Origin of the sequence: Spirosoma pollinicola, from assembly GCF_002831565.1 — a bacterium.
In the GTDB taxonomy this organism is placed as follows: Bacteria; Bacteroidota; Bacteroidia; order Cytophagales; family Spirosomataceae; genus Spirosoma; species Spirosoma pollinicola.
Genome location: NZ_CP025096.1, coordinates 5,274,739 through 5,290,610, shown reverse-complemented (window position 1 = coordinate 5,290,610; position 15,872 = coordinate 5,274,739). Strand labels below are relative to the sequence as shown.

The 15,872-nt window shown below is 51.1% G+C and carries 11 protein-coding genes; all 11 read left to right on the top strand.

From position 1 onward, the window contains the following. Positions 1 to 196 precede the first annotated feature (196 nt). On the top strand, positions 197 to 1,318 hold the full coding sequence (locus CWM47_RS22215) for a FecR family protein (RefSeq protein WP_100990381.1): 1,122 nt from the start codon (positions 197 to 199) through the stop codon (positions 1,316 to 1,318). 285 nt (positions 1,319 to 1,603) lie between these two features. Then, positions 1,604 to 5,047 (top strand): SusC/RagA family TonB-linked outer membrane protein, encoded by a 3,444-nt coding sequence (locus tag CWM47_RS22210; RefSeq protein WP_100990380.1) that lies wholly within the window; start codon positions 1,604 to 1,606, stop codon positions 5,045 to 5,047. An 18-nt stretch (positions 5,048 to 5,065) separates the two neighbouring features. After that, complete coding sequence (locus CWM47_RS22205) at positions 5,066 to 6,628, top strand: SusD/RagB family nutrient-binding outer membrane lipoprotein (RefSeq protein WP_100993993.1); 1,563 nt, start codon at positions 5,066 to 5,068, stop codon at positions 6,626 to 6,628. Between the two features lie 161 nt (positions 6,629 to 6,789). Further along, the gene (locus CWM47_RS22200) at positions 6,790 to 7,248 is read left to right on the top strand and encodes a RidA family protein (protein ID WP_100990379.1); all 459 of its coding nucleotides are present in this window, start codon (positions 6,790 to 6,792) and stop codon (positions 7,246 to 7,248) included. Between the two features lie 118 nt (positions 7,249 to 7,366). After that, positions 7,367 to 8,086 carry a carbohydrate-binding family 9-like protein gene (locus CWM47_RS22195; protein WP_240625391.1) on the top strand — a complete coding sequence of 240 codons (720 nt, stop codon included), beginning with the start codon at positions 7,367 to 7,369 and terminating at the stop codon, positions 8,084 to 8,086. A gap of 29 nt (positions 8,087 to 8,115) precedes the next feature. Further along, positions 8,116 to 9,339 carry an aminotransferase class V-fold PLP-dependent enzyme gene (locus CWM47_RS22190; RefSeq protein WP_100993991.1) on the top strand — a complete coding sequence of 408 codons (1,224 nt, stop codon included), beginning with the start codon at positions 8,116 to 8,118 and terminating at the stop codon, positions 9,337 to 9,339. A gap of 121 nt (positions 9,340 to 9,460) precedes the next feature. Continuing rightward, entirely contained in the window at positions 9,461 to 10,705 is a 1,245-nt protein-coding gene (locus tag CWM47_RS22185) for an amidohydrolase/deacetylase family metallohydrolase (RefSeq protein WP_100990378.1), read from the top strand. 209 nt (positions 10,706 to 10,914) lie between these two features. After that, positions 10,915 to 12,720 (top strand): PQQ-dependent sugar dehydrogenase, encoded by a 1,806-nt coding sequence (locus tag CWM47_RS22180; RefSeq protein WP_100990377.1) that lies wholly within the window; start codon positions 10,915 to 10,917, stop codon positions 12,718 to 12,720. 22 nt (positions 12,721 to 12,742) lie between these two features. After that, the gene (locus tag CWM47_RS22175; RefSeq protein WP_100990376.1) at positions 12,743 to 13,213 is read left to right on the top strand and encodes a RidA family protein; all 471 of its coding nucleotides are present in this window, start codon (positions 12,743 to 12,745) and stop codon (positions 13,211 to 13,213) included. A gap of 63 nt (positions 13,214 to 13,276) precedes the next feature. Beyond that, positions 13,277 to 14,497 (top strand): aminotransferase class V-fold PLP-dependent enzyme, encoded by a 1,221-nt coding sequence (locus CWM47_RS22170; RefSeq protein ID WP_100990375.1) that lies wholly within the window; start codon positions 13,277 to 13,279, stop codon positions 14,495 to 14,497. 86 nt (positions 14,498 to 14,583) lie between these two features. Continuing rightward, entirely contained in the window at positions 14,584 to 15,867 is a 1,284-nt protein-coding gene (locus CWM47_RS22165) for an amidohydrolase/deacetylase family metallohydrolase (RefSeq protein WP_100990374.1), read from the top strand. Positions 15,868 to 15,872 lie beyond the last annotated feature (5 nt).

Here is a 15,872-nt window from a genome sequence, read left to right as displayed (position 1 = left end):
CCAAAGTCAACCCCTCCGGGGTTCTCATCAATGCCCCAACCCCAAAGGGGTTGACTATGGTTAGCCCCGGATGCAATCCGGGGTATGGTAAAATCTGCCATTTTAAAAAAAATTAAAATAAAATTCCGGAAAAGAGAGTATTCGCCAACGACTCCTGCATCTTTCCTTCAAATGCACCAATAGCGCATTAGATCGTATGCAGGAGTACAGGGATGTAGAACCCGAAGAATTAGCCCTTGATTCGTCTTTCCAACGCTGGCAATTGAGCAATGACCCAACGGCCAGTGCTTTCTGGCAGGAGTGGCTGATTCAAAATCCCGATAAAGCTGATCTCGTTGACAAAGCGGCTTCCCTGCTTCTTTCACTGCACCACTCCTACGACCAGCAATTTTCGGAACGGGTAGCCATTTCTGATTCAGAAATTCAGTCAGAAATCCGTCGGTTACACGACTCGCTTGAACGTCCGGTTGTCGCCGTAAAGTGGTTTCAATTTGCGCCGATCCGGTATGGCATGGCTGCCAGTATTCTGGTTGTGCTTGGTCTGTTTGGCTGGTATCTGCTTCAGCCAAAGACTGAGAAAACGGGCGTGACCTATAGCGAGTTGGTAACACAGGTAACGGAGCCACTTCTGGAGGTAAGCAATACGACCAATGCCCCACAACTGGTAAACCTGCCGGACAAAAGCACGATCATGCTTTACCCTAAAAGCCGGGTGAGCTACGCCAGCACATTTGCGGGTGCCAAACGGGAAATTTATTTGTCTGGGAAAGGTTTTTTCGAGGTCACCAAGAATCCGTCGAAGCCATTTTATGTATATGCTAATGGACTGGTCACTAAAGTATTAGGCACCAGTTTTACAGTACAGGCCTTTGAAGGTGCCCGACAAATGCAGGTTATGGTTAAAACAGGTCGGGTGGCCGTTTATACGCAGGATCAGGTAGCTCTCAACGCAAAAAAAGAAACCTACAAGCTGGAAGGTGTTGTCCTGACGCCCAATCAGCAGATTGTCTTTTCCCCCGCCGAAACCGAAACGCATTTAACCAAGAGCTTAGTGGAGAAGCCGGTTCCGCTGGAGCAGGCGGCTCAACAGCATACATTTGCCTTCAAGCGTGCACCCATTGCCGAGGTGTTCACGGCGCTCGAACAGTCGTATGGCATAAAAATCGTTTTCGACGAAGAAGTCATGCGCACTTGCTCACTTACGGCGTCCTTTTCCGACGAACCCCTTTTCGATAAACTGGAACTCATCTGTCGCACAATAAACGCCACCTACAAGCAAGTGGATGGCACCATCATTATCAGCAGTAACGGCTGCTAAATGTTGGTTATTGGTGGAGTAGTTAAATAGTGGAGTGGTTAAATAGTACCAAGCTATAAAACCACTCCACCAATTAACCACTCCACTATTTAACCACTTAACCAATAACCTAATCAACCAATCGCCTATGGTCAACGACGACCCGACATGCTCACAAAAAAAGTCGAAGATGCGCTAACATCCCCGACTTAAAACCGCCCCTCGTGTAAGCTCATTACGATATCCGCAATAATGCGGAGTGGGACATCATTGTGCCGAATTTTTCACCCGACAAAAGCCAAAACTATGTCAAAACGAGTACTTTGTCAAAAGACACTACAGAAAATCATGCGCATTGGATTTTACCAGGCCTTTCTTTCTGTCGCTTTCGTGACCCTGGTCCATGCCCACGTGGTAAATGGACAGAAGGTGCTTGAGCAAAAAGTTACCTTCCAGATGACCAACGCCGATGTGGAAAAGGTGTTGGACAAGATCGAGACAGTCACGCACGTCAAGTTTTTGTACAACCCGCAAATCTTCGGGCCAGAGCGTAAACTCAATTATAAATTCCAGAACGAATCACTTTCCGACGTACTCAACCGGGTTCTTTCGCCCTATCAGGTTGCCTACGAGGTTTTCCAAGAACGTATTATCCTGAAGCGGCAGGAGTCGCAGTCGAATGGCCAGTCGGCAACAAAACAGGAAGCCCCAAAACGCAAAATAACCGGGGTCGTTCTCGACGAAAAAGGAGCCACACTGCCTGGCGTAAGTGTCGTATTGAAAGAAACCCAAAAGGGAACAACTACCGTTGCCGATGGCACATTTTCGCTGGACATTCCCGATCAGGGCCGCGACGGCGTACCGGCCGTACTGGTGTTCAGTTTTGTGGGCTACAAACGTCAGGAGGTCACCGTGGGCAGTCAGAGTAACCTGTCGGTAAGTCTGGTTCCGGAAGCCAGTACCCTCGGCGAAGTGGTGGTTACTGCGTTTGGTATTGCACGGGAGAAAAAAGCCCTCTCCTACGCCGTTACCGAAGTGAAAGGAAACGAGCTTACCCAGGCCCGTGAAAACAACGTTGCCAATGCACTGACCGGTAAAATTGCCGGGGTAAACGCAACCGGTATGGCCACCGGCCCCGGCGGCTCAAGCCGGATCATTATCCGCGGTAATGGCTCCCTGAACGGAAACAACCAGCCCTTGTACGTCATCAACGGGATGCCGATGGACAACAGCACGCCAGGTGGCACCGCAGCCGATGGCAACGGTATGAACGTGGACCGGGGCGATGGTATCGGCGGAATAAACCCGGACGATATCGAGTCGATCAGCGTATTGAAAGGCGGCCCGGCGGCAGCCCTTTACGGGGCCCGTGCCTCCAACGGTGTCATTCTTATCACCACCAAAAAAGGACGTTCCCAGAAAGGAATCGGTGTGGAGGTTAACAGCAACACCACCTTTGAAGATATCGCCGTAATTCCGAACTGGCAGTATGAATATGGCCAGGGGGTGGATGGCAAAAAACCAACCACCATTACGGAGGCAAAAAGTACAGGACGGCTTTCGTACGGTGCCCGGATGGATGGTCTGCCTACCATTCAGGTCGACGGCCAATTGCACCCTTACTCGCCCCAGAAAGATAACCTGAAGAACTTCTACCGCACCGGGAGCAACTACATCAACTCGATTGCCTTTACCGGTGGCAGCGAGACGATGAACTTTCGGCTGGGTCTGAACAATACACAATCGAACAGCATCGTACCGAACTCCTCGTTTGCCCGACGCATTGCGAACCTCAGCATGAATGCCTTTCTGGGCAAAAAACTGAGCGTTGAAACCGTGTTTCAGTACAACGTGGAAGAAGGCACAAACCGCCCTAAAGTTGGGTATGCCGATTTCAACCCTCACTGGGCTACTTACCTGATTGCCAACGTGGTCGACATTCGCAGTCTGGCACCGGGTTATGACCCAGTAACGGGCAAAGAGATGGAATGGAACCCGGTACCTGCCGCACCAAACCCGTATTTCGTCATTAATAAATTCAAAAATAATGACGTTAAACACCGGTTCATCAGCCAGGGAAGCATCCGCTACGACATTCTCGACAACCTGTTCCTCAAAGGCAGTGTGAGCCAGGATTACTATAGTTTCTCGTCGGAGTATGTCCAGCCAACCAACAACGCCTATCAGCCGCTGGGTACGTATGAAGCCCGGAAAACGACCTCGTCGGAAACCAACGGCATGCTGACGCTGAACTACAATACCAATTTTAATAACATAAGCTTCTCGGCGCTGGCGGGACTCAACGCCCAGCGGAGCATTTTCGATCAGACCGTTATTGCGGGTAGCGAATTTACGGTGCCGTATTTTTACAGCTACACCAACCTGGCGACCTCGACAACCACCCCAACCTACCTGAAGAGTGCCATTAATTCGGTATTCGCGTCGGCCGATTTCGGGTATAAAAACGTGGCCTACCTGACCCTGTCCGGTCGGCAGGACTGGTTCTCGGTGTTGAATCCAAAGAGCAACAGCATCTTTTACCCATCCGTTGGAGGCTCGTTGATTTTAACGGATGCGATGCGTTTGCCGAAAGCCATCAGCTTTGCCAAACTACGGGCCTCATGGGCACAGGTCGGTGGTGCTACCGTGAATGCGTATCAGATTTACCAGTACTATTCAATGCAGCAGGGTGGTCATAATGGCCGTCCGGTACAGGTTCTGTCTTCGTCGCAGGTGCCAAACCCCGACCTGAAACCGCTAACCTCAACCACCTACGAAGGCGGTTTCGAAGCCAAATTCCTGAATAACCGCCTGGGTATTGACCTGACGCTCTACAACCGGAAAACAACCGACGATATCGTAACGTCCAACATCGCCCTTTCGTCGGGTTATACCTCTGCGCTCTTGAACGTGGGTGTGCTGAGCAACAAGGGTGTTGAGTTGCTGCTGACCGGAACGCCCGTTAGCAAGGGCCCTTTTACCTGGGATGTTAGCTACAACATGGCCTACAACAAAAGCAAAATCGAACGGCTTGCCGATGGCATAACCGGTATCGACGTGGGCACTGGTGTTGGTGGCGGACTGGTACGGAACGTTCTGGACAGACCGTATGGTACCGTTTGGGGATACAGTAAAAAAACTGACGCCAGTGGTAATGTTGTTTTCAATACGGCCAGCGGCTACGCCGTGCGGGGTGATCTGCAAGAAATTGGACAGGGTACCCCGCCACTAACGATGGGGATCACCAACAATTTCCGTTACAAAAACTTCTCGCTGAACATCCTGGTCGATGGCAAATTCGGCAGCATCGTTTACTCGAACCTGTACCAGTATGCGTATCGGTTTGGTCTGCCACAGGAGACGCTTCCGGGTCGTGAAACCGGTATCACCGTTACGGGCGTAACGCCGGAGGGGAACCCATACAGCAAAACATGGGCGAAAGAAGAAGTCGATACGTACTACGACAACGACAAGAACTACACCTCCATATTCATGTTCAACAACGACTTCGTGAAGCTTCGTCAGGTGATTCTGAGCTACAACCTGCCTGTCAGCAAATTGCCCTTCCTGAAGCTGCAATCGGCAACGATTTCGTTCGTGGCGCGTAATCTGGCCATTCTCTACAAAGACAAAAAGAATCAGTATTTCGATCCGGAGTCGGGCTATACCAGCACCAATGCACAGGGTCTGGAAGCGTTTGGCGTACCCAGAACCAGAAGCCTCGGGGTCAACTTAATGGTGAAATTCTAACCAACTAACATGCTGACGATGAACAATCTGATCCAAAAAATACTGTATATAGCTCCACTGTGTCTACTCTTATCGGCCTGCGACAAAGGTTTCGAAGAGATGAACGTGGACCCGAATAAATATTCTGAAGTTGTGCCTGGCTATCTATTCACCAGAGCCCAGCTCGACGGGGTAAGCACCAACTTTACCGGAGCCGCTTACCTGACCATTGGCCAGTCGATGCAGCAGTTCGCAACCTATAAGGAAGTACCGGCAGCAGGCGACAAATACTTCAATTATAGCTACTCGACCGGCAACTGGAGCGCCTACGCCGGAACCCTGGCCGGACAGGGAGCTGTCATTTCCATTCGCCAGGTTATCGACGCCGTGTCGACCAGTCCGCTCGATGTCAATAAACTGTCGGCGGCTCGCATCTGGAAAGCGTATATGTTCCACCGGTTGACGGACATGTATGGCGATATTCCCTATTTCGACGCAGGGAAGGCCCTTTCTAACAAAAACTACAGCCCCAAATACGATACGCAACAAGCCATTTACGCCGATCTGCTGAAAGAGCTTGACGAATCGATTTCGGCTTTCGACGCCAGCAAAGCGACCTTCGGCACGGCCGACCTGATGTATAGCGGTGACATTACCAAGTGGAAGAAATTTGCCTACACGCTGATGCTGCGCCTGGGTATGCGCCTGACCGAAGTGGACCCGGCTCTGGCCAAAACCTGGAGTGAAAAAGCCATTGCCGGGGGTGTCATTCTGGACGATGCCGACCGGGCAGTCATTGCCTATGTCGACGGTTCGCAGACGGCCAGCCGTAACTTCATCGCCAACGGCCTGATCAGCACCGACTACGTTACACCCGGTGGCGACAATGTAGAAGGCGGCAAGTATGCCAAAACGTTTATCGACTATTTGAAGAATACCAAAGACCCACGTCTGAACGTGATTTCCATTGTCTGGACGACTACCGATGGTAAAACCTTCACAGCTGATACGACAACGGCCCTCCAAAGCGGCATGCCAAACGCGGCCTACAACAACTTACCGGCCAACTTCAATTCGTTCTCGGAGCCAAACCCCAACACGCTCTTGAAGTACAGCAGCCCGCTGATCGTTCTGGGAAATGCCGAAACGAACCTGTTACTGGCGGAGGCCTCGGTACGCGGCTGGGCCAGCGGAACTACGGCTGCGGTAGCCTATCCCAATGCCGTTAAAGCCGGTATGCGGCAGTGGGCATTGTTCGGAACCGGCGGCACCATTTCCGACGCTCGTATCAACGCTTACCTAACGGCCAATCCTTACAAAACCAGCGGCACGGTGGCGCAGCAAATGGAACAGATCCAGACGCAAAAATGGGTGTCGCTCTTTCTGGAAGATGAATACGAGATCTTCTCCAACTGGCGCCGTACAGGCTATCCGGCTCTCACGCCAACGAACTATCCGGGGAACCTCACCGGCGGCAAAATCCCGACCCGCTTTGTTATCCCCGATTCAGAAGAAACCTACAACAAAACTAATTTCCTTGACGCGCGTACCCGTCAGGGCGGCACAAACACGCTTTCCAGCGTTGTCTGGTGGGACAAGTAATTGAGTGTTGATTTGATTGGTGTGGTGTTCCTGAACCTGACACCACACCAACTAAACCACAAGACCAACACGTTTCTAATATTTTTTAATAAATTGACAGGCAGTAGGTTAATTTTAGAGTAAGTTCTAAAAAAACTCCCTTTCCCTTTTTTAACCGATTCATGAAAACACAACGCCGATTCCTCTTAAAACGCCTTTTTACTTCCATCGCCGGTGTTGCCGGACTTGGTACATCTACCCGAGCTCTGGCTGAGCCAACGCTCGAAAAGGAAGTAACGGGAGTTGTAGCGCAGGATGACATCCCGCTGTATTCAGGCTCGACCAAGTTGGGTAATCTGGTATTTGTGTCGGGGGCGGGGGCTCACTTCGAAGGGGACATCCGTTCGCACACCGACCATGTGCTTAAGGAGATTGAGAAGGAACTGATCAAAGCGGGTTCGTCGATGGAAAAGGTTTTGAAAGTGAATGTGCTGTTGCACGACCTCAAGGATTACAAAGCGATGAATGAGGTTTATAAAGGCCGGTTTGGCAAAAACCCGCCTGTGCGCACAACGGTAGCCGTCCATGCTGGCGTGCCGGGCAACTCATGGGTCGAAATTGACTGTGTCGCGTATGTATAGTGAGTTCCGTACCAAACAGCTTCCAGCTGTTTGAGTCGCGAAGCGGCTAATAAGGTAGCGACATTGTTAGCCTTCGGCTCAAACAGCTGGAAGCTGTTCGGTACAAAACATACAATCAATGAAATTCACCACGCTCACTTTAGCTACTTTACTCGGATTCAGCCACATGTCTATCAATGCCCAAACCAGCGATCAAACGCACTTGCGTATCCGAAAGACCGACGATTTTCAGGTGAACGGAACTGGCGATAACAGCGCGTGGGCGAAGACAGATTGGGTGCCCATAACCGTTCAGGAATCGGCGGGGCGAACCTTAGCAACGAAGACAAAAACGCTATATTCAGGCACGGGCATTTACTTCCTGTTTCAGTGTGAAGATGAAAAATTGACGGCAACTATTCAGGAAGATTTTGGGGCGTTGTATACTGAAGACGTGGTGGAAGTTTTCCTCTGGCCCGATGAGTCAGTTCCCATTTATTTTGAGTACGAAGTTTCACCCTTGAATTACGAACTACCTATTCTGGTGCCGAATCTGAATGGGAAATTCATGGGCTGGAAACCTTGGAATTACACCGGCAAATCGAAGGTGCAGCACGCGACCAGTATTCAGGGTGGAGATAAGGTAAGCAAGGCGACGATAAAGGGCTGGATGGCTGAGTTTTTTATCCCGTATAGTTTGTTAAACCCTATCGTTTCGGCGGCACCAACGTCCGGAACAACCTGGCGAGGCAATCTCTACCGCATTGATTATGACGAGGGATACCAAACCTGGTCTTGGCAAAAGACAAGTGGCAGTTTCCACGAATTCAAAAAGTTCGGAACGCTCGTTTTTGAGTGAACATTAAAATTTTTAACATCTATTTCATCATGATCAATAGAAGAACCCTCATTAAACACCTATCGGCGATGCCGTTACTCGGCGGTCTTTTTGGTAGTGCAGTTCCTTTGCAATCGGTTTTGGCGGCTCCGGCCAAAGCTGCTTCACGGAATGTACTGAAAGAATTAGGTCTCCGCACGTTCATCAACGCAGCTGGCACTTACACCGCCATGACGGGTTCGCTCATGGAAGATGACGTTGTTGAAACGATCAATGCATCGTCGAAAGAGTTCGTCATGCTCGATGATGTGCAGACCAAAGTGGGCGAAAAAATTGCCGCCCTGACTCATGCCGAATCGGCGGTGGTTACGGCGGGCTGTTTCTCGGCCATGACGCTGGGGCTGGCGGGCGTGCTTACGGGCATGGATCAGAAAAAAGTGGAACTACTCCCGCACCTCGAAGGCACCGATATGAAATCGGAAGTGATTGCCCAAAAAGCGCACAACATTGGCTATTCGCACGCCCTGACTAATACGGGTTGTAAAATCATTCAGGTAGAAACGCTGGAAGAAGCCGAGAAAGCGATAAACGACAAAACTGCCTTGCTCTGGTTCCTGAACATCCAGTCCGATAAGGGTAAAATTCAGCATCAGGAATGGGTAAATCTGGGCAAGAAGCACAATATCCCTACCATGATCGACATTGCCGCCGATGTGCCTCCCGTTGAAAATCTCTGGAAATTCAATGACATGGGGTTCGATCTGGTCTGCGTATCGGGTGGTAAAGCCATGCGCGGTCCACAAAGTGCTGGCTTGTTGATGGGCAAAAAGCAGTACATCGCAGCCGCCCGGCTCAGTATGCCGCCACGCGGGTCGACCATTGGCCGGGGCATGAAAGTCAACAAAGAAGAAATCTTGGGGATGTACGTCGCCCTCGACAAATTCATCGCCACCGATCATCAGAAAGAGTGGAAAATACTGGAAGACCGGGTAGCCACCATTTCGGGGGCGGTGAAAGGTATCAACGGTATCACCGTCGAAACCTATGCGCCACCCTTAGGCAATCACACACCGACGATGCGCGTCACCTGGGATACGGGCAAGATCAACCTGACTACCAAAACATTACAGGAAAATCTACGTAATGGAAACCCATCCATCGAAGTCGTCGGCGAACCAACTGGCATCAGTATGACGACATGGATGCTGAAGCCCGGCCAAGATAAGATCGTAGCGGCAAGGCTGAAAGAAGAATTTACGAAAGCAGCCGTGTAACGAGTAGCGCGGACATCTTGTCCGCGTAGCCGTAGGCTAACCATCTCAAGCCGTATTTTAGCCTACGGCTACGCGGACAGGATGTCCGCGCTACTCGCTACATACCAGATACCCTTTACCCATGAAGAACAGATACCTTTTTCTATTCCTACTCTCCTTCCTCAGCCTTTCCGCCCTGGCGCAGCCATACAGCATCGTCATAAAAGGCGGGCATTTGATTGACCCGAAAAACAACATCGACGCCATTATGGACGTGGCTATCACCGATGGAAAGGTGACGCAGGTAGCGAAGTCGATTGATGCAAAACAGGCCAAACAGGTTGTCGATGCCAAGGGTATGTATGTAACACCCGGCCTGATCGACATTCACGGGCACGTGTTTTATGGCACCGAACCTGACCACTATCTCAGCAATGGACTTGTGGCGGTATCGCCGGACGGGTTCACCTTTCGCGTAGGCGTAACCACCATTGTCGATGCGGGTGGTGCTGGGTGGAAGTCCTTCGAAACGTTCAAGAAGAACATCATTTTTACATCGAAGACACGCGTTCTGTCGTTCATGAACATCGTTGGCGAAGGTATGCGCGGGGGCGTTTTCGAGCAGGACACCACCGACATGGACCCCAAGATGGCCGCTAAGGTCGCGCTCGAAAACAAAAATGACGTGGTCGGCTTTAAAGTTGCCCACTTTCAGGGACCAAGCTGGGCACCCGTCGATCATGCAGTAGCCGCCGGAAAACTGGCCGATATGCCCGTTATCATTGACTTTGGCGGTAACAACCCACCCCTATCGCTCGAAGAGCTATTCATGAAGCACCTCCGTCCGGGCGATATTTTCACCCATGCCTATACCCTGCTGGAAGGCAATGTCCGGGAGACAATTGTAGACGAAGCGACCAAAACGGTGAAGCCATTTGCCTGGGCAGCCCGCAAAAAAGGAATCGTATTCGACGTGGGGTATGGAGGGGCCAGCTTCAACTACTCACAGGCGATTCCAGCCATCAAAGCCAAGTTTTATCCAACAACAATCAGCACCGATCTGCACACCGGCAGCATGAACGGCTCTATGAAAGATATGCTCAGCATCATGTCCAAATTCGTGGCGATGGGCGAAGATATTCCAAGTGTCATTAAAGCCAGCACCTGGACTCCGGCACAGGTAATTCACCGCGAAAACCTGGGGCACTTGTCAGTGGGCGCCATTGCCGACGTAGCTATTTTCTCAATGCGGCAGGGAACATTCGGCTTTTATGACAAAACAGGCTATAAAATGATGGGCAAGCAGAAATTCGAATGCGAAATGACCATCAAAGGTGGCAAAGTCGTGTATGATTTGAATGGGATTGGCATAGCTGATTCGAAGTGAGTTTACCGTCCCCGGTCGGACCACCCCCAACCCCCTCCTAAAACAGGAGGGGGCTTTGTAACGGGGTATTCTTGTTCTAGTTCCCTCCTATTATAAGTGGAACCGAGAGTGGAATCCCCTTTGGCATAGCCCCCTCCTGTTTTAGGAGGGGGTTGGGGGTGGTAAACCGGGGGTGGTAATTTTTAACCCTTTTTTTACTCTCAACTCCAATGACAAAATTTTACATCAAAGGCCTTATCCTCGCCCTACTGGCTTTTGTCGGATTTACGCAGCGGGCGACAAAAAATGGACTGCCCATTCAGACCGAAGCCAACGGTGGGCTTTTTCTGCCCGAAGGCTTTGAAGCTACGGTCGTTGTCGATAGCCTTCCTGGTCGCGCCCGGCACCTGGCTGTCAATGAAAACGGCGACATTTATGTGAAAGCCCGCTTCGCGCGAAACAAAGACGAATCGGTTATCGCGTTGCGGGATACGAATGGCGATGGTCGGGCCGACATCATCAAAACGTTCGGCGGTATCGGTAAGGAGCGAGCTTATGGAACCGCCATGCGCATCTACAACGGTTACCTGTATTTCAGTTCTGAGCTAAACGTGTTTCGCTACAAACTCAAGCCGGGTGAGCTGGTGCCCAGTAGTCCAATGGAAACTATCCTGACCGACGACCACAAACACGGACTGCACGAACACATTGCCAAACCCGTTACCTTCGACAATGACGGCCATATTTACGTTGCCTTCGGAGCGGCTTCTAACGGATGTCAGCCCAAAAATCGGACGCCCAACATGGCCGGTATTGACCCCTGCCCGATGCTGGAAGATCATGGCGGCATCTGGCGGTTCGATGCCAACAAAACCGATCAGACCCAGAAAGACGGGTATCGTTACGCCACCGGCCTGCGGAGCGTGGTGGGCATGGACTGGAACCCGGCCAATAATAGTTTATATGCACTTCAGCACGGACGCGATGATTTACTGATGTTATGGGCTGAAAAATACAGTCCGTGGCAAAGTGCCGTGTTTCCGGCTGAAGAGCTTTTCCAGGTGAAAGACGGTATGCATGGCGGCTGGCCCTATTGCTATTACGATCAGATTCAGGGTAAAAAACTCCTCAATCCCGAATATGGGGGCGATGGAAAACTGGTTGGCCGTTGTGGCGATTATGAAAAGCCGCTAATTGGCTTTCCTGCGCACTGGGCACCCAACGACATCCTGTTTTATCAGGGCACCAACGCCACGAATGGCTTCCCAGAGCGGTATAAAAACGGGGCATTTATTGCTTTTCATGGTTCCACAAACCGGGCTCCCTATCCGCAGGCGGGTTATTTTATTGGCTTCGTCCCCGCTAAAAAGGGCACGCTGTCCAGCGATTGGGAAGTCTTTGCCGATGGCTTTGCTGGGGTCGACCCAATCGTGAACGTAAGCGATGCAGCCTATCGCCCAATGGGTGTTGCTATGGGGCCAGATGGCTCGCTGTATTTCGCCGAAACAGAGAAAGGGAAGATCTGGCGTGTGACTTACAAAGGCAACAAACAGACCTTTGGTGCGGCTCAGTTGGCCCAGATGGAAAAGCGTAAAACCCTTTCGAACATCCGCGACCCGGATAGTATTACGGACGATCTGGACAGAGACCGACCTGTGGCAGGCGGTAAAGTTTATGGCGTTTACTGCTCGGCTTGCCACCAGCGCAACGGCCTTGGCGATTCGCAGCGGTTTCCACCTTTAGCCGGTTCGGAATGGGTAACGGGCGATAAGAAAAAGCTGATTTCAGTGCTACTAAAAGGTCTGGAAGGTCCCATTGAGGTCAAAGGACAATCGTATAACAACGCCATGCCGCAACACAGCTTCCTGAAAGATGAGGAGCTTTCTGAAGTATTGACCCACATCCGGCAGAACTTCGGCAACACGGCCGATAGCATCAGCGCGGCCGAGGTCAATGAAGTCCGGCTGGCGATCAACCAGCAGGAGCGGAAAGAGAATACCCCAAAACGTAAGCCTACTTTAAAAAGCAAACGATAACAATTAACCAGGTCAATTTCTCATGGAAACACAACGCCGTTCTATTCTTAAACGCCTTTTCGCATCTGCCGCCGGTATCGTTGGGTTGGGTGCTGCCAGCAAGACCATCGCTGCACCTGTTACCGAAGCTGCCGCCGAAAAAGAAGTCTTCAACGTGGTCATGCAGGATGATGTTCCATTATTCTCAGGTTCTACCAAAATGGGCAACCTGGTGTTTGTAGCGGGCAAAGGCTATCACAAAGAGGGCGACATTAAAGTGCACACCGATGAGGTACTGAAGGAGCTTGAGAAAGAACTCATCAAGGCAGGCTCATCGATGGAGAAAGTCCTGAAAGTAAGCGTATTCCTGCACGACCTCAACGACTACAAAGGCATGAACGAAGTCTACAAAGGCCGCTTTGGCAAAAAGCCTCCCGTTCGTACAACAGTTGCCGTTTATGGCGGTGTTCCGGGCGATTCACTAGTTGAAATGGATTGCATCGCGTATATCTAATTCTGTAGCATGGACGCCACGCGACAGCTTCCAAAAACAAAACTCTTAACCGTTTCCCTTCCCATGTTAAGCAGACGCAAACTCATCAAACGCCTTTCGAGCGTCCCCATTTTAGGCGGATTGGTGGGCGGACTTCCTCTATCGCTTGAGGCCGAAGCCAAACCCACGCCCAAACGCGACCTGTTCAAAGAGTTCGGCATACGCACGTTCATCAATGCGGCTGGCACACTCACCTACATGACCGGCTCGTTGATGCACGACGAGGTACTGGATGCCATTAATTATGGCGCGAAAGAATTTTGTCTGCTCGACGAAATTCAGGACAAAGTCGGGGTGAAAATCGCGCAGATGGTTCACTCCGAAGCGGCCGTTGTCACCTCAGGGGCCTTCTCCGGTATGACCCTCGGACTGGCGGGAATTCTGACCGGAATGGATCAGAAAAAAGTAGAGATGCTGCCCCATCTGGAGGGCACCGGCATGAAAACCGAGGTTATCTGCCAGAAAGCCCACGACATTGTTTACAACCATGCTCTAACCAACACAGGCTGTAAAATTGTGGTTGTCGAAACAGCCGAAGACGTGGAGAAGGCCATCAACGAGAAAACCGCCCTGATGCACTTTCTGCACATCGAAGCCGACAAAGGCAAGATCATGCACGAAGAATGGGTAGCCTTGGGGAAGAAACACAACATTCCAACGTCCATCGACATTGCCGCCGATGTGCCGCCCGTCGAAAACCTCTGGAAATTCAACGATATGGGCTTTCATTTTGTCGTCATTTCGGGCGGCAAAGCCATGCGCGGTCCGCAGAGTGCCGGGTTACTGATGGGCAAAAAAGACATCATATCGGCGGCTCGTCTGCATATGCCACCCCGTGGGTTCAATATAGGGCGGGGTATGAAGGTCAACAAAGAGGAAATTCTGGGGATGTATGTTGCCCTGGAGCGGTTTATCAATGAAGACCACGACAAAGTATGGAGGATGTGGGAAGAAAACACGGCCCATATCGAAAACACGGTCAAAACAGTCAACGGCGTAACGACCGAAGTCCACGTGCCGCCACTAGGTAACCATACGCCAACCTTACGTATCTCGTGGGACCCCGCGAAACTGCACATCACGGGCAAAGAGTTACAGGAAAATCTACGCAAAGGCGACCCCTCGATTGAAGTCGGTGGCAGCGGCCCCAGCAACATCGGTGTAACCGTCTGGATGTTGAAGCCCGGCCAGGAAAAAATAGTGGCCAAACGCATAAAAGATGAATTGACAAAAGCAGCTGTGTAATGTAGCGCGGATATCTTGTCCGTGTAGCCGTAACAATTCAAGCCTGCGGCTACACGGACAAGATGTCCGCGCTACTCCCCTCAACTATGAAAAAAACCTTCCTAATTCTCTTCTCCCTTTGCTATGCGCTGAGTCAACTTGTCGTCGCGCAACCGTACAGCGTCGTTATCAAAGGCGGGCATGTGATCGACCCGAAAAACAATATCAATGGCATCATGGACGTCGCCATTGCCGATGGCAAAATTGCGCTTGTTGCCAAATCTATTGATCCCAAAGGGGCGGTTCAGGTGGTTGATGCCAAAGGATTGTACGTGACACCCGGTATCATCGACATTCACACGCACGTCTTTTTTGGCACAAATCTCGACCAGACCTATAGCAACGGTCCCAACGCACTCCCGCCCGATGGCTTCACCTTCCGCAACGGCGTAACGACCATTGTGGATGCGGGTTGTTCGGGCTGGCGCGATTTTGAAACATTCAAAGAACAAACCATCGACCGATCGCAGACGCGTGTGCTGGCCCTCCTAAACATTGTCGGGAGCGGTATGCGGGGTGGAACGTTTGAGCAAAATGTCAATGACATGGACGCCAAACAAACCGCCGACATGGCGAAGAAGTACCCCGAACTGGTTGTAGGCGTAAAGTTAGCCCATTTCAACGGCTACGACTGGACACCCACCGACCGCGCTGTGGAAGCCGGAAAGCTGGCTAACGTTCCCGTTATGATCGACTTCGGCGGCAGCACCCCAACCCTGTCTATTGAAGACTTATTTCTGAAGCGGCTTCGTCCGGGCGATATCTTCACGCATTGCTTTGGCCAGTTGAAGACGCGGGAGCCCATTCTGGATGTGACGACTAATAAAGTGAAGCCGTTTGTATGGGAAGCCCAGAAGAAAGGGATCATTTTTGATGTGGGCTATGGCGGCATCAGCTTCGCGTTTTCGCAAGCGATCCCGGCTCTCAAGAGCGGCTTTTACCCCAACACGATCAGCACCGATATTCATACCGGCAGCATGAACAACGCCATGAAGGATATGCTCAATGTCATGTCGAAGTTTATGGCAATGGGTATGAATTTACAAAGCGTTATTAAAGCCAGCACCTGGAGTCCGGCACAAGCCATTAAGCGTCCAGAATTGGGCAGTTTGTCCGTTGGTTCCGTGGCCGATGTGGCGATTCTGAACCTGCATGAGGGCAAATTTGAGGTGCGGGATACCGGTTATTTCGGTTTCTTTGATTATACTGGCCATAAGATCGAGGGCAAACAAAAGCTGGAATGCGAAATGACCATTCGCAAAGGCAAAATTGTGTATGACCTGAACGGCATAGCCAACCCGGTTGTCGTAACGCAGCAACCGAGATCGTAGTGATT